This window comes from Bacillus sp. EU63 (assembly GCF_038592915.1).
Classification (GTDB): Bacteria; Bacillota; Bacilli; order Bacillales; family Bacillaceae; genus Bacillus; species Bacillus velezensis.
Window position 1 is genome coordinate 3,726,094 of sequence record NZ_CP151944.1, and the last position, 24,614, is coordinate 3,750,707.

Annotated in this window: 24 protein-coding genes and 1 pseudogene; 6 read left to right on the forward strand and 19 right to left on the reverse strand. The window is 47.5% G+C overall.

Annotated features, from left to right (window positions below):
- Positions 1–20: 20 nt before the first annotated feature.
- The 4 genes from NYE38_RS18720 to NYE38_RS18735 all read right to left on the reverse strand — a co-directional run bounded on the left by NYE38_RS18720 (position 21) and on the right by NYE38_RS18735 (position 4,227).
- A complete protein-coding gene (locus tag NYE38_RS18720; protein ID WP_106067796.1) occupies positions 21–1,460 on the reverse strand; it encodes a sucrose-6-phosphate hydrolase in 1,440 nt (479 codons plus the stop codon).
- Positions 1,457–2,839, reverse strand: a complete 1,383-nt coding sequence (locus tag NYE38_RS18725; RefSeq protein ID WP_014419178.1) for a sucrose-specific PTS transporter subunit IIBC — start codon at positions 2,837–2,839, stop codon at positions 1,457–1,459. The genes NYE38_RS18720 and NYE38_RS18725 overlap by 4 nt, the downstream gene beginning before the upstream one ends.
- 219 nt (positions 2,840–3,058) lie before the next feature.
- Positions 3,059–3,889 carry a transcription antiterminator gene (locus NYE38_RS18730; RefSeq protein ID WP_014419179.1) on the reverse strand — a complete coding sequence of 277 codons (831 nt, stop codon included), beginning with the start codon at positions 3,887–3,889 and terminating at the stop codon, positions 3,059–3,061.
- A gap of 23 nt (positions 3,890–3,912) precedes the next feature.
- Positions 3,913–4,227: a hypothetical protein gene (locus NYE38_RS18735; protein WP_017418658.1), complete on the reverse strand. Its 315-nt coding sequence runs from the start codon at positions 4,225–4,227 to the stop codon at positions 3,913–3,915.
- Positions 4,228–4,752: 525 nt separating this feature from the next.
- Here NYE38_RS18735 and NYE38_RS18740 point away from each other — a divergent pair.
- A complete protein-coding gene (locus NYE38_RS18740; protein ID WP_025649409.1) occupies positions 4,753–7,164 on the forward strand; it encodes a S8 family serine peptidase in 2,412 nt (803 codons plus the stop codon).
- Between the two features lie 41 nt (positions 7,165–7,205).
- On the opposite strand, the gene NYE38_RS18745 is transcribed toward NYE38_RS18740, so the two are convergent.
- From NYE38_RS18745 to NYE38_RS18760, 4 genes are all read right to left on the reverse strand, one after another.
- Positions 7,206–8,207 (reverse strand): LLM class flavin-dependent oxidoreductase, encoded by a 1,002-nt coding sequence (locus NYE38_RS18745; RefSeq protein WP_017418656.1) that lies wholly within the window; start codon positions 8,205–8,207, stop codon positions 7,206–7,208.
- A 163-nt stretch (positions 8,208–8,370) separates the two neighbouring features.
- Positions 8,371–9,120 (reverse strand): oxygen-insensitive NADPH nitroreductase, encoded by a 750-nt coding sequence (gene nfsA / locus NYE38_RS18750; protein WP_017418655.1) that lies wholly within the window; start codon positions 9,118–9,120, stop codon positions 8,371–8,373.
- Between the two features lie 102 nt (positions 9,121–9,222).
- Complete coding sequence (locus NYE38_RS18755) at positions 9,223–10,410, reverse strand: FtsW/RodA/SpoVE family cell cycle protein (RefSeq protein WP_017418654.1); 1,188 nt, start codon at positions 10,408–10,410, stop codon at positions 9,223–9,225.
- Between the two features lie 201 nt (positions 10,411–10,611).
- Positions 10,612–11,070 (reverse strand): GNAT family N-acetyltransferase, encoded by a 459-nt coding sequence (locus NYE38_RS18760; protein WP_017418653.1) that lies wholly within the window; start codon positions 11,068–11,070, stop codon positions 10,612–10,614.
- A 291-nt stretch (positions 11,071–11,361) separates the two neighbouring features.
- On the opposite strand from NYE38_RS18760, the gene ywcE reads away from it, so the two are divergent.
- Entirely contained in the window at positions 11,362–11,622 is a 261-nt protein-coding gene (ywcE, locus tag NYE38_RS18765) for a spore morphogenesis/germination protein YwcE (protein ID WP_007614574.1), read from the forward strand.
- A 44-nt stretch (positions 11,623–11,666) separates the two neighbouring features.
- On the opposite strand, the gene qoxD is transcribed toward ywcE, so the two are convergent.
- The 4 genes from qoxD to qoxA are packed head-to-tail and all read right to left on the reverse strand — an operon-like array spanning position 11,667 to position 15,608.
- A complete protein-coding gene (qoxD, locus tag NYE38_RS18770; protein ID WP_014419185.1) occupies positions 11,667–12,035 on the reverse strand; it encodes a cytochrome aa3 quinol oxidase subunit IV in 369 nt (122 codons plus the stop codon).
- A 1-nt stretch (position 12,036) separates the two neighbouring features.
- Complete coding sequence (qoxC, locus tag NYE38_RS18775; RefSeq protein ID WP_003150930.1) at positions 12,037–12,651, reverse strand: cytochrome aa3 quinol oxidase subunit III; 615 nt, start codon at positions 12,649–12,651, stop codon at positions 12,037–12,039.
- Between the two features lie 14 nt (positions 12,652–12,665).
- Positions 12,666–14,615: a cytochrome aa3 quinol oxidase subunit I gene (gene qoxB / locus NYE38_RS18780; protein ID WP_014419186.1), complete on the reverse strand. Its 1,950-nt coding sequence runs from the start codon at positions 14,613–14,615 to the stop codon at positions 12,666–12,668.
- Positions 14,616–14,642: 27 nt separating this feature from the next.
- Positions 14,643–15,608, reverse strand: a complete 966-nt coding sequence (qoxA, locus tag NYE38_RS18785; protein ID WP_014306059.1) for a cytochrome aa3 quinol oxidase subunit II — start codon at positions 15,606–15,608, stop codon at positions 14,643–14,645.
- Between the two features lie 502 nt (positions 15,609–16,110).
- Here qoxA and NYE38_RS18790 point away from each other — a divergent pair.
- Positions 16,111–16,356 (forward strand): GlsB/YeaQ/YmgE family stress response membrane protein, encoded by a 246-nt coding sequence (locus tag NYE38_RS18790; RefSeq protein ID WP_003150926.1) that lies wholly within the window; start codon positions 16,111–16,113, stop codon positions 16,354–16,356.
- 16 nt (positions 16,357–16,372) lie between these two features.
- On the opposite strand, the gene galT is transcribed toward NYE38_RS18790, so the two are convergent.
- The 4 genes from galT to NYE38_RS18810 all read right to left on the reverse strand — a co-directional run bounded on the left by galT (position 16,373) and on the right by NYE38_RS18810 (position 20,256).
- A complete protein-coding gene (gene galT / locus NYE38_RS18795) occupies positions 16,373–17,914 on the reverse strand; it encodes a UDP-glucose--hexose-1-phosphate uridylyltransferase (RefSeq protein ID WP_065180322.1) in 1,542 nt (513 codons plus the stop codon).
- Positions 17,904–19,088, reverse strand: a complete 1,185-nt coding sequence (locus tag NYE38_RS18800) for a galactokinase (RefSeq protein WP_025649413.1) — start codon at positions 19,086–19,088, stop codon at positions 17,904–17,906. Before NYE38_RS18800 ends, galT begins: the two co-directional genes overlap by 11 nt.
- A 51-nt stretch (positions 19,089–19,139) precedes the next feature.
- On the reverse strand, positions 19,140–19,526 hold the full coding sequence (locus NYE38_RS18805; protein ID WP_025649414.1) for a GtrA family protein: 387 nt from the start codon (positions 19,524–19,526) through the stop codon (positions 19,140–19,142).
- A 79-nt stretch (positions 19,527–19,605) separates the two neighbouring features.
- Positions 19,606–20,256 carry a TetR/AcrR family transcriptional regulator gene (locus NYE38_RS18810; protein WP_017418647.1) on the reverse strand — a complete coding sequence of 217 codons (651 nt, stop codon included), beginning with the start codon at positions 20,254–20,256 and terminating at the stop codon, positions 19,606–19,608.
- Positions 20,257–20,563: 307 nt separating this feature from the next.
- On the opposite strand from NYE38_RS18810, the gene NYE38_RS18815 reads away from it, so the two are divergent.
- The 3 genes from NYE38_RS18815 (at position 20,564) to NYE38_RS18825 (ending at position 22,297) form a co-directional block, all read left to right on the forward strand.
- Positions 20,564–20,725, forward strand: coding sequence for an anti-repressor SinI family protein (locus tag NYE38_RS18815; protein WP_003150917.1), 162 nt, complete (start codon positions 20,564–20,566; stop codon positions 20,723–20,725).
- 217 nt (positions 20,726–20,942) lie between these two features.
- Positions 20,943–21,623, forward strand: coding sequence for a class I SAM-dependent methyltransferase (locus NYE38_RS18820; RefSeq protein WP_014306063.1), 681 nt, complete (start codon positions 20,943–20,945; stop codon positions 21,621–21,623).
- A complete protein-coding gene (locus NYE38_RS18825; protein ID WP_017418646.1) occupies positions 21,623–22,297 on the forward strand; it encodes a glycosyltransferase family protein in 675 nt (224 codons plus the stop codon). The genes NYE38_RS18820 and NYE38_RS18825 overlap by 1 nt, the downstream gene beginning before the upstream one ends.
- An 18-nt stretch (positions 22,298–22,315) precedes the next feature.
- On the opposite strand, the gene NYE38_RS18830 is transcribed toward NYE38_RS18825, so the two are convergent.
- From NYE38_RS18830 to NYE38_RS18840, 3 genes and pseudogenes are all read right to left on the reverse strand, one after another.
- Positions 22,316–22,918 carry a DsbA family oxidoreductase gene (locus NYE38_RS18830; protein ID WP_003150913.1) on the reverse strand — a complete coding sequence of 201 codons (603 nt, stop codon included), beginning with the start codon at positions 22,916–22,918 and terminating at the stop codon, positions 22,316–22,318.
- Between the two features lie 86 nt (positions 22,919–23,004).
- Entirely contained in the window at positions 23,005–24,261 is a 1,257-nt protein-coding gene (gene efeB / locus NYE38_RS18835) for an iron uptake transporter deferrochelatase/peroxidase subunit (RefSeq protein WP_017418645.1), read from the reverse strand.
- Between the two features lie 18 nt (positions 24,262–24,279).
- Positions 24,280–24,569 (reverse strand): annotated as a pseudogene (locus NYE38_RS18840) (Efem/EfeO family lipoprotein); the annotation flags it as partial.
- Positions 24,570–24,614: the final 45 nt, after the last annotated feature.

Genomic DNA, 24,614 nt, shown 5'->3' on the forward strand with positions numbered 1-24,614 from the left:
TAAGAAAAAAGAACGATTTTCTACAAAAGTGTCCAAATTGAGCCATTTATTTCCGTTTTTCCTACCGAAGTGACGGTTACGTCATCATTTCCCGGGAAAGGAAAATATCTGGCGCTGAATACCTCTTCTCCATCATTCAAAAACAATTCGATGGAGGATGCATCCAGAAAGAGCTGCACGGAATGCACCTCGCTGACGGCGCAGCTTCTCGTTTCTTTTTCTTCTCCGCTGAAATCGGTGCGCTCCAGCACAGCCAGCCCCTCTTCCTGATGAAATATAAACCGGGCCGCGCCCCGAATTGAGATTTCAAAACCGGATTCGCAAGTGATGTCCTCCAGCAGCACTTCAGCCCGGGACGCATCTTTCACCGGAAGGCTTACAGACGAGCAATTCAATTGAAGACGGCGCTTTTGTTCATCCGTGCGGCGCGATTTCAATTCCGGGAGCGGGCGCTGTATGATTCTGCCGTTGGACAGTGACAGCTGTCTCGGCATCGTTAAGCAGTGAATCCAGTGATACGCATGTGTCGGATGTTTGTCCTCCTGCTGATCCGGAACGCCCATCCACGCGAACAGAATTCTCCGTCCCTTATCATCTTCCAGCGTCTGCGCCGCGTAAAAATCAAATCCTCTGTCAAGCTCTGTAAATTCACCGTGCTTAAATTCTGGCGGCTCTGTATGCAGCCTGCCGAGGAAATAGCCCGCCTGGTGGCTGTTATGATATTTTATCCCGTCGGCTTCAAGCCCCTGCGGACATACGAGCAGCACGTCGGTTCCGTCAAGGGAAAACAGGTCGGGACATTCCCACATATAGCCGAATGACCCGAGACCGCCGGAGTCCGCCCCCGCAATCGCACCGAGAAACGTCCAATCCGTCAAGTTCTCTGATGTGAACAATACAGCGCTTCCGGTGAGCTTTTCTGTCTGCGCGCCGAGCACCATGTAATACGCTCCGTCTTTCTTCCAAACCTTCGGATCACGGAAATGAGCGGTATAGCCTTCCGGGAGACGCGCGACGACTCCTTTTTTTTCAAATACGATCCCGTCTTCGGATACGGCGAGGCATTGATACGTTTCCCGATTGCCTTCTCCGTCACGGACATTGCCTGTGTACATCAGGCAGAGCCGCCCGTCTTTTTCGATGGCGCTTCCGGAATAACAGCCGTTTTTGTCATACCATTCACCCGGCGCAAGCGCGATTTCTTCTTCTTTCCAATTAACGAAATCCTTCGTCGTCACATGCGCCCAAAATTTCGCGCCGTGCCCCGTATGAAATGGCTGCCATTGAAAAAACAAGTGATATACGCCGTTCCATTGGATCACGCCGTTCGGATCATTTAAAAGCCCGACCGGCGGCATAATATGATAGTTCTGGCGGTATGGATCTGACGCGGCTGTTTCTTGCCGCTTCTTTTTCGCTTCCTCAGCCTGCAGGCGCAGCTCTTGATCCGGTGTCCTCATTTGACGGCCTCCTTTTCTTTAGCTCCCATAATGTAAGCGGCAATAAACGCCGAGACAGAGGCGATGCCCATTCCGATCAGATAGTTTATTAGATTTCCTAAACCGAGCGGAGCCGTGATGGCAATCATCGGAATTCCGGTCAGACCGTAGGCATTGGCGGCGACACCGGTCACCACGACATAGGCTCCTCCCAGCGCTCCGCCGATCATTCCCGCGATAAACGGCTTGCGGTATCTTAGGTTCACACCGAAAATGACTGGTTCGGTTACGCCGAGAAAAGCGGAAAAGGCGGCAGGCAAAGCGATTTCTTTCATTTTCGCTTTTTTCGTCAGGAAAAATACAGCCAGTCCCGCCGCGCCCTGAGCGACATTCGCCATCGACCAGATAGGAAGGATATAGTTTCTGCCCAAATCAGCGATGAGGCCGGCCTCAATCGCATGAAAGCTGTGATGCACACCGGTAAGCACAATAAGCGGATAAAGACCTCCGAAAAGCAGTCCGGCAACAATGCCCGCATGATCATACACATACGTCAGCGAGACGGTAATGCCTGATCCGATCGCCCTGCCAAGCGGACCGATTGCGATAAAGGTGATAAATCCCGTGACAATCACCGTGACAAACGGCGTGACCAATAAATCGAATGCGTGAGGCACAATTTTTCTCGTGCCCTTTTCCACTTTGCTCATAATGTAAACGGCTAACAGTACGGGGATGACCGTCCCTTGGTAGCCGAGCAGCGCAATGTCGAAGCCGAAGAGCTGCATAAAATCAGGCGGTACATCCGCAAGCCCCCACGGATTCAAAAGCGCCGGATGGATCATAATTCCCCCGAGCACGGCACCGAGAAAGGCATTACCGCCAAATTCTTTCGCCGCGCTGAACCCGATGAATACGGGCAGAAAGATAAACGCCGCGCTTGAAAACATGTCTAGAAGCTTAAACAGCGATGATTGTTCAGACACCCAGTGAAAAGCCTTCATCATGCCGAGCAGCCCCATTAAAAGTCCGCTTGCCACGATAGCCGGAATGATGGGAACGAATATGTTAGACAGTGTTTTCGCAAATCTTGCGGCCGGATTCAGCTTTTTTTTCGCTGCGTCCTGATGTGTCTCACGATCCTCCCGCTCCAAATCGGCTTCTTTTGAAAAAGCGTCATACACTTTATTCACGAGGCCGGTGCCGAATATAATCTGATATTGCCCCGAGCTGCTGAAAGCCCCTTTTACTCCTTCTGTCTCTTCAATGCCGGCCTGGCTGATCTTCTGTTCATCTTGAATGACGAGCCTGAGCCGTGTGGCGCAATGTGTCGCGCTGATGATATTTGATTTCCCTCCGATGTGTTTGATAAGCTGTTTTGCCGTTTCTTGATAATTCATTATGTATCCCCCTTTCTAAAATCAAAAAAGACCTAAAATTCGCCAACGAAAAAGGTCAGCATGATCCCTTTTTCATGTACGCAAATTTTAGGTCTTGCCTGCATTACCAGTCACAATCCCGCCGGATTCAGTTTTTTTAATGCGCTTTCATTCTATTCCATGATAGCGCTTTCGTCAATATGTTTTCAAAAAAAAAGTCTGTTTCTCGAAACAGACGCGTTATTCCGGGTTTTTTTGCAGACGCTGGACATGCAGCGTGATATAGCCGGCCTCGGATTCCGGCAGTTCCAAATCATATTCAGTTTTTAAAAACGCCGCCAGTTCAAGCGCACACCGATAAGCAAACGGATACTTTTTTTGGATGAAATAAAGCATCTCCTCGTCCATGGAATGGAGTGCTTCATTTGAATCCAACCGGCTGACCGCATACCGCAAGTGCGTGACGAGGCGCTGATAGGAAATACTGTCTTCATCCACCTTCTGTTCGAAAAAGGATTCGATCTTTTCGATCATTTCTTTGATCATGGTTGTATGCTTCATCGCCGAATACATGCTTTTGGCATCCGCCTTGGCAGTGTGGATATGAAGCGCGATATACCCCGCCTCATCATCAGGCAATGATATACCGAGGGTTTGTTTCACGTGCTCAACCGCCCAGCGGCCGATCTCATATTCTTTTTTATAAAGCGCCTTAATTTCATGAAGCAATCGGTTATGCACCTGAAGGCCGTTTTGAATCCTTTCGATCGCAAAGGATAAATGGTCCGCCAGCGCAATGTGGATGTGATCGTTCAAAGGTGCCGCAAGCTCTCCCTCCGCATGGCTGATGATATCTTCAGCCGCCTCTATATGCTCTTCGGGAAGCGTTTCTAACACTTGTTTGAACTTTTCATTTTCGTCGTGCACGACAAATATTTTTTCAATTTTATGCTTTTGAATCACATCATTTTTTCTCTTTTGAAAAGCGATTCCGGGACCCATTACGATCTTTTCCCGTCCGTCTTCTTTTATTAACGCCGCATTGTTGTTTAATACTTTGTCTATTCTCAAGAGGTTCGCTCCCGTTCATATGTTTAGTGGGATTGTACCCTCTTTTTCATATGATGTAAAGGTGCCGGACCCGCGCGCTCCCGTTTCGGCAATTCTTTGCGGACAGGCATCCATCGGTTTTTATCCAGCCTGCCGCGGGCCGATTTCGTTTCATCGGTCAAATCCGCCGATCGGACACGGCTCACAAACGAAAAAGCCCCAGCCGTCCGCTTCGCTTTCTTATGACAAGCCGCTTGGTTTCCGTACACGGCGGCTAATGGATATCTTCCGTTACCCGGCGCCATCCAATTCATCAGAAAGACCATCCACACCCGTAAAGATACTAGCAAACGTTTCATTGCAAATCATCCCTCCGCTTCTTTTTGACAGACAGCTTGTTCGCAGGCCTGTTTTTCTCTCCGCTTTAACGGAAAAGGCGGCCGATCCTTCTCCGCTAAAAACTAGCGGGTCTAGCAACCCTATGACTCTATGATAGACGCGGCCGGGCGAATTGTTTGTCACAATATGAGTGAAAAAACAAACTAGTTTTCAGAAGTTTTGTTGAAAGCTGATGGAAATGACCTGAAAAATGGAAAAGCCGATAAAAAAAGTTATACACACCTTATCCCTTGGTTAAGCACAGCTTAAACACAGTGTATATCCACATATCCACAAACTCGATCTATATTTTGTATAGGAACATTCGTTCCCAACAATATATATACACAAATTTATTCAGTTATACACAGGATTCTGTGTATAACTCCCTCCTTATTCACAGACCAATTTCCATAAATGAGTCATATGTCACAAGGATTATTTTGAATTTTCAAGAAATATATACTAGATTTCTAATTTAGATAAAGAAAAAGGGGGAAACACGATTGAAAAAAGGAATCATCCGTTATCTGCTTCCGGCTTTTGTCTTATCCTTTACCTTATCCACAAGTTCACAGGCTGCGCCGGCTTCAAAACCGCAAACTCCTGATCTTGAGAAGGCTGAGGTGTTCGGTGACATTGATATGACCACCGGCAAACAAACGACAGTCATCGTGGAGCTGAAGGAAAAGTCACTGGCGGAAGCAAAGGAACTCGGCAAAGCACAGACAAAAAGCAAGCTGAAAAGCGAACGCTCAAAAGTGAAAAAGAAAGCGCTCAAAACCATTAAACACGGAAAAATCAACAGGGAATATGAGCAAGTGTTTTCCGGCTTCTCCATGAAACTCCCGGCAAATGAAATCCCCAAACTGCTGAGTGATCAGGATGTCAAAGCGGTTTATCCGAATGTCACCTATCATACCGATCAGCTCAAAGATAAAGACATCACCCTATCTAAGGATGCCGTGTCTCCGCAGATGGATGACAGCGCGCCTTATATAGGGGCAAATGACGCGTGGAAGCTCGGCTATACGGGTAAAGGCGTCAAGGTTGCCATTATTGACACCGGTGTCGAATATAAACACCCTGACTTAAAGAAAAATTTCGGACAATATAAAGGATACGATTTTGTGGATAACGACTACGATCCTGAAGAAACGCCGTCCGGTGATCCGAGAGGCGCATCGACTGACCACGGAACCCATGTCGCGGGCACGGTAGCGGCAAACGGAACGATTAAAGGCGTCGCGCCGGATGCTACACTCCTTGCCTACCGTGTGCTCGGTCCGGGCGGAAGCGGAACAACGGAGAACGTCATCGCCGGCATCGAACGCGCCGTACAGGACGGAGCGGATGTCATGAACCTTTCTCTCGGCAATTCTGTGAATAACCCAGACTGGGCGACAAGCACGGCGCTTGACTGGGCGATGTCAGAAGGCGTCACGGCCGTTACATCAAACGGAAACAGCGGGCCGAACAATTGGACCGTCGGCTCTCCGGGAACGTCCAGAGAAGCCATCTCCGTCGGAGCGACCCAGCTGCCGCTGAACGAGTACGCCGTCTCCTTCGGTTCCTATTCCTCAGCGAAAGTAATGGGCTACAACAAAGAAGATGACATAAAAGCACTGAATAAAAAAGAAACAGAGCTCATAGAGGCGGGTATCGGCGAGCAAAAGGATTTTGAAGGCAAAGATCTGAAAGGAAAAGTCGCTGTCGTCAAACGGGGCAGCATCGCCTTTGTCGATAAAGCCGACAACGCCAAAAAAGCGGGCGCGATCGGTATGGTTGTGTATAACAATGCCCCGGGAGAAATTGAAGCCAACGTACCGGGCATGTCAGTGCCGACGATTAAGCTTTCATCAGAAGACGGCGAAAAACTCGTCAGCCAATTAAAAGCGGGCGGCACAAAAGCGACATTCAATTTATCCGTGGCTAAATCGCTCACTGAACAAATGGCAGACTTTTCGTCACGCGGTCCGGTTATGGACACGTGGATGATTAAACCTGACGTCTCCGCTCCCGGCGTAAACATCGTCAGCACCATTCCGACCCATGATCCGGCCGACCCGTACGGCTACGGATCGAAGCAGGGAACGAGCATGGCTTCCCCGCATGTAGCCGGCGCAGCTGCCGTTATCAAGCAGGCCAAACCGAAATGGAGCCCGGAACAAATAAAAGCCGCTCTCATGAACACCGCGGAAACCTTAACGGACGCGGACGGTGACGTATACCCGCATAATGCGCAAGGCGCCGGAAGCATCAGAATCATGAAGGCGATCAAAGCAGACTCCCTTGTCGCCCCGGGAAGTTATTCTTACGGAACGTTTATGAAAGACAAAGGCAATGAAACGAAAAAAGAAACCTTTACGATTGAAAACCAATCGTCCATCAGAAAATCATATCAGCTCGAGTACTCTTTCAACGGCACGGGCATTACCGTTTCGGGCACAGACCGGGTCGTGATCCCCGCTCATCAAACCGGAAAGGTCAATGCGAAAGTAAAGGTCAATGCCAAAAAAGTAAAGGCAGGCACCTATGAGGGAACCGTCACAGTGCGTGAAGGCGGAAAAACAGTCGCAAAAGTGCCGACGCTGCTGATTGTAAAAGAGCCGGACTATCCGCGCGTGACGTCAATCGACGTGCACGACGGCACAACGCAGGGAACCTACCAAATTGAAACCTATCTTCCGGCGGGAGCTGAAGAGCTTGCCTTCCTTGTATATGACAGTAATCTTGACTTTGTCGGCCAAGCCGGCATTTATAAAAAGCAGGATAAAGGCTATCAATATTTCGACTGGAACGGCAAAGTCAATGGTGACACCGCACTGCCGGCAGGAGAATATTATATGCTGGCCTATGCCGCGAACAAAGGGAAATCAAGCCAGGTGCTGACTGAAAAACCTTTTATCATTGAATAACCGAACAACCCTGCTGGAGCATCAGCAGGGTTTCTTTCTGATCATTCGGCAAAAGCTTCTCGAAGCAGGCGGTATGACTGAAGTTTATCTTCAAAATGATGAGTAATGGTTACAGCCATCACTTCTTCTGTTCCGTATGCTTTACTGAGAGCCAGAATCTGTTCTTTCACTTGCAGCTTCGTTCCGATGATCATTCGATTCCGATTATCGGCAATTCGTCTTTGTTCATACGGTGTATACGTATTTCCGCGGACGGTTTCGTAAGACGGTACGCCGTGAAGCGGAATCCCCTGTTCACCCGCAAGCAGTGTATAATCCATGACAGCCGCGAGTTCCTCCGCTTTCTCCTCCGTATCCGCGCACAGCACAAACACCGCCACGGCCGTTTTTGGTTCTTTTCCTAATGCAGAAGGTTTAAATCTGCGCTTATATTGTGCCGTCGTGCTTTCTCCGCCTTCTCCATTAATAAAGTGGGCAAACATATAGCCTGCTCCCGTTTCTGCGCTCAGAAGCGCGCTTTCCCCCGATGAACCGAGAAGCCAGACTTCCGGCGCCGTCTTAATAAGGGGTGATGCGGTCAGATTCGGAAAACGGTGATTGTCATCGGCTGCATCATGCAAATACATCGCCAGCTCACGAATCTGCTGCGGATATTGATCAGCATTCCGCTTCCCGCCGTCATTCAGCGCCCATGATGCGATCGGCATTCCGCCCGGCGCCCGTCCCAATCCGAGATCGATTCTGCCCGGCGTCAAACCTTCAAGCACGCGGAAATTCTCCGCCACCTTATATGCGCTGTAATGCGGAAGCATGACACCGCCCGATCCTACACGAATCTCATTCGTTTTCGCCGCAATATGGCTGATCAGCACTTCAGGGCTTGAACCCGCCAACCGCTCTGAAAAATGATGCTCTGACACCCAAAACCTCTTATATCCGAGCTTTTCCGCCTCCTGCGCCAGTCTTACTGTATTCCGCAGAGCACTTTCCGCAGAACTCCCTTCTGATACAGGAGATTGATCTAATATGCTTAATGAAATCATCACTGTCACCTCCTCAACATCGTACCACTGCTAAGCCGTTTTTTCTTTCTGTATGCTTATAAGCATCCCTGATGATAAACATTTATATACCTTGTTCCATTTTGTCGAAATATGTTACACGTGAAACATAAAAAAACCTCTCCCGGTCAGGAGAGGTTTTTTCTTAATTCTTTTGAAAACCTTTATCTTTTACATATTGATTTAAATAGGTTCTCGGTTTTTGTTTCATGAACTGCAGGATTTGATCAGACCACGTTTCAACCCGCTTGCCGTTTGTCCGTTTATCATAATAATCGGAAATGGTTTCATCATATTCCTTCATATAACTGCGGAAGTGTTCTTCATTCGTATCGTATGTGTTTTCATGATATACGGCTTGTTTCGGCAGGCGCGGCTTTTGACCGGACGGATGAGCGGGATGACCGACTACCAAACCGAACAGCGGCAGCACATGGTCAGGCGTTCCAAGCACTTCCGTCACCTGATCAAGTTCATTTCGAATGCCTCCGATATAACAAATGCCGAGTCCCATTGATTCCGCGGCAACACTTACGTTTTGTGCGGCAAGTGCGGCATCAATAACGCTGACCATAAACATTTCCGTATTCTCAAGAAGCTCGGTAATGTTTTCGCCTTTTTCCTCAGCAAGTTTTTTATGGCGGTACAAATCAGCGCAAAACACAAACAAGTGCCCGTTATTTTCGACGTAAGGCTGGTTTCCGGCCAGTGCCGCCAGCTTCCGCTTTTTCTCCTTATCGGTTACGCCGATGATGGAGTAAGCCTGCACGTAACTGGACGTTGACGCCGCCTGGGCGCTTTTCACTAATGTATCTATCTCTTCTGCTGTCAGAAGCTCGTCAGTAAATGATCGGATCGACCGATGATTAAGTATAGTTTCGATGGTATTGTTCATATAAAAGCCTCCTTCTTTATATATCATATCCGAAAGGGAATCATGTCAAAAGCGAAATGCTCTAAACAAAAAAAGACAGCCCGAAAAACGAGCCGTCTCACATTAAGAATTGAACAAGTAGCTTTTATATTTCGTCAGCTGCACACTTGCGTTATATACGATCCCGAAGCTGATTAATGTAGAAAGCACCGAGCTCCCCCCATAACTGACAAACAGCAGCGGAATACCGGTAACCGGCATAATGCCGATATTCATCCCGATATTCTGGAAGGTGTGAATCACGATAAGTGCAGTAAATCCTACGCAAAAAAACGCGCCAAATCGGTTAAACGCATGCAAGCGGTCAATCAGCACCACAAGTCTGTAAATTAAAAAGAAAAACATGACAACCGCAATGGCGCAGCCTAAAAATCCAAAACTTTCACCCAAAATCGCAAAGATAAAGTCGGTCTGTCCCTCAGGTACGTACACCTTCAGATTATGAACGCCGTTTCCGGTAATGCCGCCCGATCCGATCGCCATAACGGCCTGATCCACCTGCCAGCTTTTATCGCTCTCTGCCTGAGTCGTTGCCGCACTGGAGTCAGACATCCACGATGTAATCCGGTTAATTTGATAATCCGCAATGCCGATTGAATTCGCCACATGGGGAAATTCAATCACGAGAACTAAGAAAAGGCCAAGCACAAGCGCGGCCGAACCGCCGATGATGGTGATCAGCTTCCAGTTTACACCCGACATAAACACCATCACCATAACGATAAACAGACAGATCGCACCCGTTCCGGCATCCTGCAAAACGATCAGCCCGAGCGGAATGACCGTCCATGCCGCAATTTTCAAGAGCAGATTCACATCTTCCCGAAGTGATCTTTGATCCTTCGGGCCCGCCTTCGATATAATGGACGCGACCATCATCATAATTCCTATTTTCGTAAACTCAGAGGGCTGGAGGGTAAAGTTTCTGATTTGAAACCAGCTCTTCGCTCCGTTTTTAATCGGCGCGATGGATTCCGGCGCCACACGCAAAAGGAGCAGCGACAGCACGCCGGCAATCAATACGTACAGACTCAGTTTTTCAAGCTGCTCTAAATCAAAGTACAGCAATAATCCGATGAATCCCGCACCTATAACATAGAAGACAATCTGTTTCATCCAGGCACTGCCTCCGTACTGCCCGAACTGTCCGGCCGCATAAATCGCCGCAACACTAATTATTAAAAACACACCAAATATAAAAATCAAATCCCCCTGATAATAGGGATTTTGCTGTTTCTTATATCGACTCATTCTATCCCGCCTTACATTTTCATCGGAAGTCACTATTGTTTATTATACATGAACACCGTTCAAGAAAACATGATGAGGTTGCTTCCTTTTTATTTTTTACGGTTTGGGGACTACACGACATATGACGTGTCAGAAAAGGAAATGTTTCGGTCATGATGAAACTTTTCCGATAAAAAACCCCTTCTCGTCAGAAAAGGGGTTTCAGCTTATGTTTAACGTCATAACCAAGCTGTTCGGGTCCTCTTTATAATGTGCAAACGGATCACAATATTGAAACCCTGCTTTTTCATACAGGCGTCTGGCGGGGAGAAAAGCCTCCATAGAACCGGTTTCCAAGCTGATCCGCTGATAGCCCCGCCGCATTGCTTCTTCAAGCATATGGCGGAGGATCCGGTTGGCTGCGCCTTTTCTGACATGATGCGGAGAGGTTTTCATTGATTTGATCTCACCGTGCCGGCTGTTTAGCTCCTTTAAGGCACCGCAGCCGAGCAGGATGCCGTTTTCCCTCGCACTCCAAAACGTAACGTCAGGCTGACGCAGCCGGTCCGCATTGAGCGCATGTATACTTTCCGGAGGAGAATGCATGGACATGCTCTTCAGATGATCCTGCAAAAGCGCAATGACATCCGGCGCTGTGACATCTTCTTTCCTTACGTCCACTTCAAACCACCCTTGCTGTGCATGTTTCTTTGACCATAGCAAAGGTTCACAGCCTGCGCCATTCCATTGTCCGGAAATGTGACAGGGTATTTGGCCTTTCCGGTTTCTTGTACCTATCCAAAAATGAGGCAATAGTTGCAATACATTTCTCGAAAAAGCGGTATCAAAAATTGGAAAACATGGTATAATAATTGTAACAAAATGTTCAAAAAACGACCACAAAACAGACACATTTTATTCTCTGTATTTCATTTTGGAAACGCTCCCATAAAATGAAAGGAGACATGTAAGATGGACATGTTTTTTGCTTATTTACTGGTCGCAAGCGCAACCCCCCTCTTTATCTGGCTGGATAACAAAAAAGTCGCTCTTTCGGCCATACCGCCAATTATTCTCATGTGGGTTTTCTTCTACTTTTACGCAACCAGCAGCCTATCCCCTCTCGGCCACACACTCATGATCATCCTGTTTGCCGCCAACGTCATCGTTGCCCATATCGCCGCCTTTATCATTTACGGCCTTCCGCGCCTGCGCCGGAGAAGAAGCCAATAAAGGCACAAAAAAACCCTCTTCGCATAGACGAAGAGGGTTTCTATTTATTCCTGATGTTCGGAATGTTGCTTCGCACCGCCAGGAGGGTTTCCATCCATATGGTCACCGTGATGGTAGTGCGCCGCAAAGATCCAGATGGAACCAAGGATGATAACAATCGCTCCGAAAAATCCGAAGAGCGTGTTTCCGACTTGAATTCCGCCGTTTTCGCTTTCTGTCATGTGCATGAACATGAGAAGCTGAAGACCGGCTTGGATAAATGCGAATCCGAAAATGATCCAGAGTTTTGCTGATGGGCTTAATTCCGTATATACCGCAACCCAAAGGGCCAGCAGGGTCAGAATAATAGACAACGCAAAACCTACGATATGCTTCCACGGAAAGTGGCTGTGTTCAGCAGATTTGTTTGCCATATTATAGTCCCCCCAATCCGATGAGATAGACGCCTGTAAAGATGAAGATCCAAACAACGTCTAAGAAGTGCCAGTATAAACTTGAGATAAAGATTTTTGAAGACGTCTGCGGCGTTAATCCGCGTTTCTTCAATTGCAGTAAGATGCCGGCAATCCAGAAGATACCGATCGTTACGTGTGTTCCGTGCGTTCCCAGAAGGACGAAGAATCCAGACCAGAAAGCACTTGTACCGAGAGATGCTCCTTCATGTACATAGTGGATGAACTCGTTAAGCTCACATCCGACGAAGCCCGCACCGAGAAGAAGCGTAATGATCGTCCAAATGACGACGCCTTTTAAACTTCCGCGACGCATTTCATGAACAGCGATCCCGCAGGTGAAACTGCTGATCAGAAGCAGGAATGTCATGATCATGACAAGCTTCACTTCAAATAATTCAGCCGGTAAGACTCCTCCTGCTGTTCTTCTTTGAAGAACGAAGAAGGTTGCAAATAGTGTTGAGAACAACACAATCTCTGCCCCTAAAAAGATCCAAAACCCGAGAATATTGAGTCTGCCGGTTTCAGATTGATATTCCATAGGCGCGTTAGAATTGCCGTGTTCTGCATGTTCCATAAATCACGCCTCCTTTATTCGGAAATCTTTCTTTCCGTCTCTTTTATTTCTTCAACAGGTATATAGTAGCCATTGTCATATTCAAATGAACGAAGCACCATGCAAAGCAGAATGCCGATCAAGCCGACAATGCCCATCCAGAACCATTCAAACACAAGTCCGAAGCCTGCAATACCGAACGCCACTGACATAATAAGCGGTCTTCCGGAGTTGTGCGGCATATGGATTTTCTTGAACTTGCTTTCCGGATGAATATCCGTTTTGTCTTCTTTCAATTGCAGGTACGCATCTTGAGATTTCACTTCAGGAAGCACCGCAAAGTTGTAATGCGGCGGAATCGCAGATGAAGTCGCCCACTCAAGCGTACGTCCCACGCCCCATGAATCTCCGCTGATCTCGCGAGTAGAGTAGCGGAAGCTGTAGTAGATGTTGTAGCAAAGGATTAAGAATCCGACACCCATCATGAAGGCTCCGACAGTTGAAATAAAGTTCAATGCAGTCCATCCGTCATTCGGTCCGTAAGTGTAAATACGGCGAGGCATACCTTGCAGCCCCAAGAAGTATTGAGGGAAGAAACATACATTAAATCCGATCATAAAGATCCAGAAGAACCATTTTCCGATTCTTTCGTTCAGCTTGTGGCCGAACATTTTCGGATACCAGAAAATAAATCCTGCGAAACATGCAAATACCGTACCCGCGATCAGCACATAGTGGAAGTGAGATACGAGGAAGTACGTATTATGGTATTGATAATCCGCTGCAGCCATCGCAAGCATAACCCCTGTTACCCCGCCGATAACGAAGTTCGGGATGAACGCAAGCGCCCACAGCATCGGTGTTGTAAAACTGATTCGGCCTTTATACATCGTAAAGAGCCAGTTAAAGATTTTAACCCCGGTCGGAACCGAAATCGCCATCGTTGTAATCGAGAAGAAAGAGTTAACAGACGCACTGTTCCCCATTGTGAAGAAGTGGTGAGTCCATACAAGGAAACTCAGGACGGAAATGGCGATAATTGAGCCGACCATCGCTTTGTAACCGAATAACTGCTTTCTTGCAAACGCTGAAATAATTTCAGAGAAAATACCGAATGCCGGTAAGATAACGATATATACTTCAGGGTGTCCCCAAATCCAGAACAAGTTAGCCCAAAGCATCGGCATACCGCCGGCTTCCAGCGTGAAAAAGTGAGCGCCGAACAAACGGTCAAATGATAACAGCGCCAATGCCACTGTCAAAACAGGGAAGGCGAATACGATAATAACCATTGTAATCAGCGTCGTCCATGTGAACATCGGCATACGCATCAGCGTCATGCCTTTCGTACGCATTTTCAGGATCGTCACCATAAAGTTGATACCCGTCATCAGCGTACCGATACCGGCAATCTGAAGACCGAGCAGGTAGAAGTTCTCACCAGGCCCGGGACTCATGTCGTTGCTTGCCAGCGGCATGTAACTCGTCCAGCCTGCGTTCGGAGAACCTCCGATAACGAAAGAAATATTGAAAAGCATCGCACCTACGAAGAACGTCCAGAAACTCAGGTTGTTCAAGTAAGGGAATGCTACGTCGCGCGCACCGATCTGCAAAGGTACGACAACGTTGATCAGACCGATTAAAAACGGCATCGCCATGAAGATAATCATGATCGTACCGTGAGTCGTAAAGATCTCATTATAGTGGTTTGAGTCTAAAAAACTGTTATTAGGAAGCGCTAACTGGGCGCGCATCATCAAGCCGTCGACCCCGCCGCGGAACAGCATGATAACAGCAGAGATAATGTACATGATTCCAAGTTTCTTATGGTCTACAGACGTCAGCCATTCAGACCAGAGCCATTTCCACTTTTTGAAGTATGTGAGTACAACGATGATAGCGATAGTGGAAAGCGCAATGGAAACTTGTGCGCCCAGAATTAATGGGTCACCTGTTACAAAAAATTCATCCCATCTCAATTTCATTCGGGCTTCCTCCTTTCTTGTTCAATTTCAATCTTGTTTATCGTCGGATACTTTAAATTCGTTTTTCTTTACATCTTCCCACGGGTCTGTTTTAGAGTGCGGTGATACGGCTTTGTAGCCAAGGCGTTTGCGCGCCTCCATCGCATATTCGGCATCTTGGCCGTGGTCAACGTATTTTAAGTGTGTAGAAGAGAACGTTAATTTTCCGACATTCTCCGGAAGCATCAGTTCGTCATACTTCTCTTTCGTCAGCTTTGGAGAATCGCTTTGGGCTTTTTTCACCCAGCTGTTAAAGTCTTTTTGCGTAACAGCTTTTACGTTGAATTTCTGGTCGGCAAAGTGTTCGCCGGTGAAGTTCGCGTTGCGGCCTTCATATGTTCCCACTTTGTCAGCCTGTAAGTATTGATCCATCAGCATTCCCGCCATCGCGTATTTTTGTCCCCCAAGCTGAGGAATCCATAGCGATGCCATTGAATCGGCTGAAGAAATTTTAAATAAAACCGGACGGTCTACAGGAATGTTCAGGTAGTTAACCGTCTCAATATCCTGCTCTGGGTAGCTGAATACCCATTTCCAGTCTACCGAAGTAGCATAAACAACAAGAGGCTCTTTATCCTTTGTCGCTTCAGGCGCTTTTTCTAACGAATATATCGTCTGTACGGTAGGCACAGAAAGTGCAATAACAATTAAAATTGGGATCACTGTCCAGACTACTTCTAAGAACGTGTTGCCGTGCATTTCGGGCTTGTAATTTCCGCTGTCTTTGCCTTTGCGGTCGCGGTATTTCACTAAAATGATTGTAAATAGTACGAATACGACGCCGACAATGAACAGCATAAATCCGATTGACAAGAGAATCAGATCTTTCTGCTGGTCTGCTACAGGTCCTTTCGGATCTAAAACGGAAATGTCGCTGCATCCGCCCAGTACGAAAACAACAGCCAACATCGCTAATAAAAGTAACGGTTTAAATGCTCTGAACAAGAAGATCACCATCCTTCCTATTGATGTAGTGAATCTGAAATGTACTTTCTCAAAATCTTTTCTCTATCTACCTTGTTATGCTATCAAAATCTGCCCTTATTAGCTTTATTTTTTTCTAAAGTTCATCTTTTTTTCGACCTAATGTCACAAAATCGTCAAAAAATGCATGAACTTTTTCCACTTGCGCAAATCAAACATAAAAAGTTTTAGATCATTTAGCATATATAGAGAAAAAAGATAGTGAGAACGAATAATACCAAATAAAGGTTTACCATAATAAAAATCGCTGGTCAACAAAAAGTTTCATTTTGTTAAACATTCTACAAAAGAAATATTTTTTCCTTTGCTCACACCTTTTCACACGGTTTCCATTTTAACGCAACGCATTGTGAAAAAAAAGACCGGAACGCGCCTTGATATGTTCATTATAAAAAACGCATTCATATGTTTAATATGGACAAAACGAAGGAAACATATAGGCATAAATAATAAAAAATAGGAAGTGATATTTATGGGTTTTATCGTATCTCTGATTGTCGCTATTATTATCGGCTGGATCGGAAGTTTATTTGTAAAAGGCAGTATGCCCGGGGGAATCATCGGGTCCATGATCGCCGGTCTGATCGGCGCATGGATCGGGCACGGACTGCTCGGCACATGGGGTCCTCACCTTGCCGGCTTTGCCATCATTCCGGCAATCATCGGAGCTGCGATCGTGGTATTCTTATTCAGCCTGATCGCCAGAAGCAGAGGATAAAAAAAAGCCTCGTCCCTTATGGGATGAGGCTTTTTTCCGGTAGAGCGCCCAAATGGCGGATAAACCGCCGGAAAGCCGCTCTGCCTTCTTCTGTCTGTTTAAAGACGCCGGCATGCTCCAGTATCCGCGCAAAGGCATGGCCGATTTCCTCTTTCAGAATCTGTTCCGCGTTTTCTTTCGTTATCTTCCGCTTATGCAGCACACTGAGCGCCCAATCTTTATGCTTTGCCGCAGAAGGGCCTGCCGTTAAGACCGCTTCCGGGTCCGGTGAGCACAGCGCTTCAGCCGTGTATTTCATTTCTTGTTCAAGGCGGCCCGGCAGAATCGCAAGCCCCATTACCTCAATCAGTCCGATATTTTCTTTTTTCAGGTGATGAACTTCCTGATGGGGATGAAAAATTCCCAGCGGATGCTCATCAGAGGTGCGGTTATTTCTGAGGACGAGATCTAATTCGAATAAACCGTTTCTCCGCCGGGCAATCGGCGTAATTGTATTGTGCGGTGTTTCTCCTGAAAAGGCGAGGAGATCAGCCGCCTCATCGGAATAACCGCGCCACGCCCGCAGGATGGCATCCGCCGCGCCGGAAAGCTCAGACGCGCTCTCGCTCTGCAGGCGGATGACCGACATCGGCCACTTCACAATTCCCAGCACCGTTTTCGGATAGTCAGGCAGCCTGTACCGGCTTTCTGTCTCCGCCCGCGCCATCGGGAATTCATAATGGCCTCCCTGAAAATGGTCGTGGCTTAAAATACTGCCGCCGACAATCGGCAGATCAGCATTGGAACCGAGAAAATAATGAGGATACTGGCTGACAAACGACAGCAGCCTGTCAAACGTTTTTTTGCTGATCTTCATCGGTTCGTGCCGGTCTTTCAAAACGATGCAATGCTCCCGGTAATACACATACGGAGAAAATTGCAGAAACCACTGCTCATCGCCGAGAATGACCGGAATGACACGAAGGTTTTGACGCGCCGGGTGATCCGGTCTCCCCTCGTACCCGACATTTTCTTTACAAAGAACACATCTCGGATAATCGGATTGAGGCTGCTCTTTGGCAGCGGCAATTGCTTTCGGATCTTTTTCCGGTTTTGAAAGGTTGATCGTGATGTCCAGCTTTCCGTAAGCCGTCTCAGCCGTCCACCCGACATTCCGCTGTATTCTGTCCGAACGGATATAATACACATCCTCTAAAAATTGGTAAAACGCCTTTGTCGCCTGCTCCGGCCCGTGCACCGCCTTTGTTTCTTCAAAACGACGGACAATCTCGGACGGCTGCGGGGCAAAACAGCCCATGATCTTCGCGCTCAGCAGGTCGCGATAGGTGTCTGTATCGGCTGCCATCCGGCCCGTTTCTGCCGCCCATTCATAAATCGGGGCCAATATGTCCGGCAATGATGCCGCCGATTCATTTTCTTTCTGTTCTGAAGCCTCCGGATGGGTAATATGCAAAGTTTCGTATAAACGGTTTCTTGTATATTCAATATCAAGAAATGAAATCAGCTCTTTTTGCAATCCGTACCGGATTAAACGTTCCACGTGCCGCTCAATTGCCATCGTCATCCCCCTTTAGTTCTCTCGCTCCGGCTCCGACACCCGCCGTGTAAAAGTCAGCTTTTCTCCCTGTCTTTTCCTCATAGCGGGCCCCTGCCGTTTCAATAAAATCCGAAACCGCATCGTCCTTGACGATACTGACTGTACAGCCGCCGAAACCGGCTCCCGTCATCCTTGATCCGATCACCCCGCCGTGGCGCCAGGCCGCTTCAGCCAGTGTATCCAGCTCATGACTCGTCACCTCGCAGTCATCGCGTAAAGAGAGATGCGAATCCCTCATTAATTCACCGATATGATGAAGCTGATTGTTACTGAACATGTCGGCGGCCTCTATTGTGCGGTGATTTTCATAGACGGCGTGTTTTGCCCGGCGTCTGTTCACTTCATTCTGAATCAGCTCCGCATGGGCGTCAAAAGCGGAAGGGGTCAGTTCTCCCAGTGATTGAACGGAAAGATGCTTCTGAAGATCACAAAGCGCTTCCCCGCACTCCTTGAGCCTCGTATTATAGCCTGAGTCTGCAAGCGTTCGTTTTTTATTGGTATTTGCAATAACGATCGACAGCCCCGACAGCCCGAGTTTTGTATATTCAAAACTGAGCGTCCCGCAATTCAGCAGAATCGCATGATGTTTCTTTCCCATTCCGATGGTGAATTGATCCATCATTCCGCAGCTGACGCCGATAAAGGAATTTTCCGCCGACTGAGCGAGCTTCACCAAGTCGAGCATATCCGCCTCAAGCTCATGGCATTCCTTGAGAATGACCGCCGTAACAAGTTCAATGGAAGCCGAAGATGACAGCCCCGCGCCGTTCGGGATGTTTCCCCAGAACACAATATCGAAGCCGTGCGGAAGGGAAAAACCGCTGCCGAGACATTCCGCCATGACCCCTTTCGGATAGTTGGCCCACCCGTCCTCTTTTTGATAGCGGATATCATCGAGACTGCATTCCTTTATGCCCGCTTCCTTAAAATGATGAGAGTACATTCTGACGAGCCTGTCCTCTCTCTCCCGGACGGCTGCATATGTACCGATCGTCAGCGCGCACGGAAAGACGTGGCCCCCGTTATAATCCGTATGCTCTCCGATGAGATTCACTCTGCCGGGCGCAAAGAAAATGCGCAGGTCCTCCGATTCCCCGAATACATCAGCAAACGCTTTCTTTATTTTGTGCTTCATACGCATCCCCTTTCACCATTACACTTTCCCCCGGGGCGCGGAAAGAAACCGTTATGACACGCCCTCTTCTTTCGCTTTTCTGAAGACAATCCACTTGCTGGCCGCATAGTTGACGACTACGATAATGACGTTATCGGCGATTTTCGCCAACGTTTCGTTCATATGAAATTGACTGACCAGAAGAATCATCATGGCGAGATCGATGGCGAGAGACAATACCCGCACGCTGAAAAAGGCCGTCAATTCTTTCATCAGACTCCGCATCCCCGCGGTCTTTTGCTGAAATACATACAGTTTATTCGTGACATATGCAAATAGAACGGACAGAACCCAAGCAGCGACAGTCGCCGCCTTATAATCCATCTCAAATGCCGACGTCAGAATGTAAAAACTGACGATATTCACGATGGTCGTGAATATCCCCATAATGATATACATCATAATTTCTCTGTAACGCATGGCAGTTCCTCGCTTTCTGAAAGACTTTTCTAAACCTTTTGTCAAATCAAGAAGAACGTTACCCTGATTTTCTGCCGCTGACAAAAACATAAAGCGCGTCAAACATGCTGCGGAAAGTAACCGGCCTTCCCAGCACATTGGATTGCTTAATCATCCCGTCGATGAGCGCGCACATCATTTTAGCGGTATGCTCGGTATCTATATGGTCTTCTATTAAATTTCTCGATTTGAGCCAATTTATGTACATAGTGCTTTCTTCTATCCATAACTTATAAAGACGGATATAAGCTTCATATTCACTGACGACTTTGTAAGTAGGCATATGAACGGCAAAAGACACAACATTCCAGGCAGGCTTGCTGTTTACAAACCGCATCAACAGGCTGGCCGCGCTTGCCGCAGCTTCACAAAGCGTCAACGGCCGCGCGGTTTGCTTTTCTAATTCGTCGAGATAGCCGGTGATGATCCTTTTTTTAATCTGACGCCTGTCTAATAAATGCTTCAGAAAATCTTCCTTGCTTTCAAAATGAACGTAAAACGCGCCTTTGCTGAAACCCGCCGCTTTACTGATGTCATCAATTGAGACTGAATCGTAAGCTCTTTCAATCAGGAGATGAAGGCCTGCGTCAATAAAACTTTCAAATGTTTCTTCTCTCTTAATTTGAAATTTGTTTTTTTCATTTTTTACCCCAGCTGTTTGATCATTCACTTTATCTTACACCGAATCATTCTTTTGCGGTATTTTTTATGCAAAAAGAATATGCTAGTCGACGCTTTGAGGGTAAATGTTAATAGGTCATATGATTTATTTTTATTTGCATACTATCCAGTCAGTATTTATTTGTTTATTATTATATGTAAGAATTCTTGAAGGATTTTGGTTATTTCAGTCATTTTCTTAGGGAATAGGTAGGTGAATTCATCTTCAATTTGGGATTACCGGCCAACTATGTGTGAAATTTGTTATACATTGGCTGCTGTAGCTGGGCAAATCAATTTTTCAATTGGAGGTTCTTATGAAAACTCATGTAATGAAAGATATAGATCAAGATTGGCAATTGTTAATTCAAGAGGCTAGAATCATGGGTTTGCACATTGACGATGTGAGGCGCTTCTTAAATACTGAAAAAGCGGTGAAGAAAAAAACACCAATGAAAAACACCATCCGCCAGCGGTAAGATTTACAGGCGGATCCTTTTACTATATGACCTGCCACAGTCCGCCCGCACCCGAGTTTTCAAAGGAACATCCGCAATAAGAGGGGAATCAGAGAACAAACCGTATACCGGACAACCATTCCCGTCCGTATTCCGCAATTGAACAGCCAAACATGGTGATATGAGATCCCCCCGCTGCATATCTTGTGTATATGCCCATTTATGAGGTGATACACAGATGGATACGAATCCCTATTATGATGAAAAACAACAGAACTACTACGAAGGCCTGAATCCTTATTTATTGAACAAAATAGACGAAAACTGGCGGACAGTGCTTGATGTCGGCTGCGGCACAGGCAATTTAGGAGCGGCGATCGAAGACCGCGGAATAACGGTTTACGGCATTGAAGCGTATCCCGAAGCCGCAAAAAAGGCGGAAAGCAAATTGAGCCACGTGCTTTGCGGCGACATTGAATCCGCCATTCTTCCGTACGAATCAGAGCAATTCGACTGCATGCTGTTCGGAGACGTTCTGGAGCATCTTGTCGACCCGTGGTCAGTGCTGAAAAAGCTTCGTCCTTATGTAAAAAAAGACGGCACGGTGCTTGCATGCATACCGAATGTCGGCCACATCTCAGTCGTGCTGGAGCTTTTAGCCGGCAAATGGACTTACAGTGACGCCGGATTAATGGATCAGACCCACCTGCGTTTTTTTACCCGGGAAGAGACTCTTTCATTATTTAAAGCCGCCGGCTATGAGGTGAAACGCATTGAGGCGATCCGCGTTGATCACCCTTCTTACCACAAAGCCATCGCATCATTGCACGAAGTATGCGTACAGCTTGGCATAAGGCATGACTTTATGACAGAAGCATCGGCGTATCAATATGTGATTGAGGCCGAGAGGAGCATGTAATGGATTCACATTCATTTCTGTTTGTCGTCTGTGTGAATGACGAGTCGCTGTACTCCCGGTGCAAAAGCCATATCATGCAGCTTACCGTCCCCCCTTCATACTCCGTTGATATCATGCCGATATACGATTCAGCAAGCATGGCCTCGTCCTACAACAAAGCGCTTAAACACCCCTCCAAATATAAAATTTATCTGCATCAGGATACTTTTATCATTCATCAGCATTTCCTTCATGACATGCTTCATATCTTTCAATCTCATCAGGAGCTCGGCCTTCTCGGTGTCGCCGGCTGCAAAACCCTGCCGCCGAACGGCATTTGGTGGGAAAGCGGAGAGCGGATGGGAAAAGTGATTGAATACCGGGGGAATGCTTATCACCCCTTGGACTTTGAGCACGGTGATGAAGACGGCCTGTTTACGCCCGCTGACGCCATTGACGGCTTGTTAATGGCGGCTCAATATGACGTGGAGTGGCGGGAGGATTTGTTCCGCGGCTTTCATTTTTACGACACATCACAGTCGCTTGAATTTCAAAAACACGGCTATCAAGTCGGCGTCGCCTGCCAAAAAGACCCTTGGTGCCTTCATTTTTGCGGCGACTCCTTTGACGCCGCGGCATATGAAGCGGACAGACAAACATTTGTCAAACACTATATGGCAAAGCCCTCTCGCTGATGCAAAGAGGGCTTTTTACTAACGTTTATTCAGTTCCCGCTCAATGATTTGTTCAAAGGTTTCCTTTCCCGCCGCGCCAGGGATTCTCTCATCGCCGATGATAAACGTCGGCACTGCCGTAATGCCGGCTTCCTCATAAGCATGGCGGAGCGCTTCCCGCTGTACGTCCTTGTACGCTCTTGTCTCAAGCGCCTCTTTGAAGGCAGCGCCGTCAAGTCCGGCTTCTTCCGCAAGCTTTGTCAGCACGCCAACGTCACCGATATTTTGTTCTTCCTGAAAGAACGCCTGAAAAACGCGTGTATGGTATTCGCTTCCTTTCCCATGTTCCTTTGCGAAATGAAAGCCTTCAAATGCCAAATCCGTGTAAGGATGCGGTGACACGCGGGGGAACGTGATTTCAACGCCTAACGACTGCGCCATCGGCTCAATGGAGTTTTTCCACATCTGCCGCTTGGCGGGATCATTCACCGGATCAAGTTTCGGCGAGGGGCTCGGACGCAATTCAAACGGCATCCATTCCACCTGTACGTCCTTGTCTTTGATAGCTTCTTCAAACGCCGCTTTTCCGACATAGCAAAACGGACATACATAATCAGAATATACTTTAATCTGCAGTGTCATTGTAAGTCTCCTTTCCTTATCATTTTAAGTTGTAACTTTTATAGTTACAAGTGTTTTTTTAAAAAATACCTTCCATATGGAAGGTGTCACGATTCCAGCAGCCTTTGGGCGATATATTCTCCTTTTTTACAGCCCCCGAGACAGGCGAATAAGGAAGAGCCGATCGTTTGTGTGTATTCATTCAGCGCATCCTTTGCCGCCAAAGCCTTCAGCATCGGGACAAATTGGCGGTCCGGGTCTTTTTGAAAGCAGATAAACAGCAGGCCTGCGTCAACATAGCCCGTCTTCGGATCAATTCCGTCCGTATAGGAAAATGCCCGGCGCAGGATCTGTCTGCCGGTTGATTTTGCCACGCTGACATGCGAGTCGGCGGGAATTTGATTCAGCTTCACGGGATCGGTTTCCTTTTTTTGTCCGAAAGGCGCGCCCGAGCTTTTCACCCGCCCGAACGTGTCCTCTTGTTCCTTCAAGGATGAACGGTCCCATATATCTAAAAACATCTTAATTTTCCTAAACGCCATGTACGTGCCTCCCGTCATCCAGTCCGGCTCTCCTGATTGAACCCAAACGATCGAATTCATCAGGTTTTCATCCTTCGTGCTTTGGTTGCCGGTGCCGTCTTTGAATCCGAAGAGGTTGCGCGGTGTTTCTCCGTTTTTCCCGCCGCTTAAGAAACCTTTATTGAGAAAGCGGACTTCGCACACCCCCGATGCCTGTTTCATCAGGTTGCGCACCGCGTGAAACGCCGTTTGTTCATTATCCGCGCAGACCTGTATGACGATATCACCGCCGCCTTGCTTCTTATCGAGCTTGTCGTTAGGCATCGGCGGAATATCGGCGAGGTGCTTCGGTTTTTTATCCTTCAGTCCGAAGCGGTCTTTCCCGTCTTTCTCGAAAAACCCGGGGCCGAAGCCGAAGGTAACGGTCAAATTCGCCGGTGCCAGATCCTGCGACTCCCCGGTATCCTGCGGAGGCATATATTTATTTTTCTGTTCGCCCGACGGGACGGCGCCTGAAGTCAGCAGCTGCGTCAGGCTTGTCCAATGTTTGAAAAGGGAGATGACATCGGCTTTGTCGCTTGACATGACATCAAGCGCCGCAAAATACACATACGTCTGATGCGCCGTTGTGATTCCTGCTTGGTGCTTTCCGTAAAAAGGAACGATTTGATCACGATCCCTTTTTTCATCATTCTTCTTTGAAGCGGTGGCCGCCGGTTTGAAGAGCGGCGCGAGTCCTCCGAGGCCGCTCGCTCCGACAGCGACGGCGGCGCCCGCGACGGCGCCCCACTTCAGGACATCCCGTCTGTGGATCTGTTTTTCCTTGTTATGTTCATCGCTCATGCTGTGTCTTAACTCCTTTTAAAGCACATCGGCAATCTTCGACATGGTTTCAGAAAGGGCCGTCAGCTTCGTGCTTATCTCTCTGATTTGATCTGTACTTAATGTATCACAGGACGTATACGATTGATCGCACGTTTTGTATTTCGACATCAAAACTTCAAATTCGCTGAATTCCGCATTAAGTTTTTCCGTGACCTCGAAATGATCTCTCACTGCGCGCTTTTCACTGTTTTATAGAGGGCTTTTGAGCCTTCGGCGCCGGCGGTGATTGGTTCAGGCGTCACTTTGAGAGAAGCGATAGAGCCGTCAAACGCTTCGGTCGATATTGCAAGCTTGATTGCTCTGTTCTTGAC

What these genes read in the sequence shown, in the direction of transcription:
- NYE38_RS18720 (WP_106067796.1), bottom strand. Translation starts at nt 1,460, where the DNA reads ATGAGGACACCGGATCAAGAGCTGCGCCTGCAGGCTGAGGAAGCGAAA.
- NYE38_RS18725 (WP_014419178.1), bottom strand. Translation starts at nt 2,839, where the DNA reads ATGAATTATCAAGAAACGGCAAAACAGCTTATCAAACACATCGGAGGG.
- NYE38_RS18735 (WP_017418658.1), bottom strand. Translation starts at nt 4,227, where the DNA reads ATGAAACGTTTGCTAGTATCTTTACGGGTGTGGATGGTCTTTCTGATG.
- NYE38_RS18745 (WP_017418656.1), bottom strand. Translation starts at nt 8,207, where the DNA reads ATGATTTCATTAAGCATATTAGATCAATCTCCTGTATCAGAAGGGAGT.
- nfsA (WP_017418655.1), bottom strand. Translation starts at nt 9,120, where the DNA reads ATGAACAATACCATCGAAACTATACTTAATCATCGGTCGATCCGATCA.
- NYE38_RS18755 (WP_017418654.1), bottom strand. Translation starts at nt 10,410, where the DNA reads ATGAGTCGATATAAGAAACAGCAAAATCCCTATTATCAGGGGGATTTG.
- ywcE (WP_007614574.1), top strand. Translation starts at nt 11,362, where the DNA reads ATGGACATGTTTTTTGCTTATTTACTGGTCGCAAGCGCAACCCCCCTC.
- qoxD (WP_014419185.1), bottom strand. Translation starts at nt 12,035, where the DNA reads ATGGCAAACAAATCTGCTGAACACAGCCACTTTCCGTGGAAGCATATC.
- qoxC (WP_003150930.1), bottom strand. Translation starts at nt 12,651, where the DNA reads ATGGAACATGCAGAACACGGCAATTCTAACGCGCCTATGGAATATCAA.
- qoxB (WP_014419186.1), bottom strand. Translation starts at nt 14,615, where the DNA reads ATGAAATTGAGATGGGATGAATTTTTTGTAACAGGTGACCCATTAATT.
- NYE38_RS18790 (WP_003150926.1), top strand. Translation starts at nt 16,111, where the DNA reads ATGGGTTTTATCGTATCTCTGATTGTCGCTATTATTATCGGCTGGATC.
- galT (WP_065180322.1), bottom strand. Translation starts at nt 17,914, where the DNA reads ATGGCAATTGAGCGGCACGTGGAACGTTTAATCCGGTACGGATTGCAA.
- NYE38_RS18800 (WP_025649413.1), bottom strand. Translation starts at nt 19,088, where the DNA reads ATGAAGCACAAAATAAAGAAAGCGTTTGCTGATGTATTCGGGGAATCG.
- NYE38_RS18805 (WP_025649414.1), bottom strand. Translation starts at nt 19,526, where the DNA reads ATGTATATCATTATGGGGATATTCACGACCATCGTGAATATCGTCAGT.
- NYE38_RS18815 (WP_003150917.1), top strand. Translation starts at nt 20,564, where the DNA reads ATGAAAACTCATGTAATGAAAGATATAGATCAAGATTGGCAATTGTTA.
- NYE38_RS18820 (WP_014306063.1), top strand. Translation starts at nt 20,943, where the DNA reads ATGGATACGAATCCCTATTATGATGAAAAACAACAGAACTACTACGAA.
- NYE38_RS18825 (WP_017418646.1), top strand. Translation starts at nt 21,623, where the DNA reads ATGGATTCACATTCATTTCTGTTTGTCGTCTGTGTGAATGACGAGTCG.
- NYE38_RS18830 (WP_003150913.1), bottom strand. Translation starts at nt 22,918, where the DNA reads ATGACACTGCAGATTAAAGTATATTCTGATTATGTATGTCCGTTTTGC.
- efeB (WP_017418645.1), bottom strand. Translation starts at nt 24,261, where the DNA reads ATGAGCGATGAACATAACAAGGAAAAACAGATCCACAGACGGGATGTC.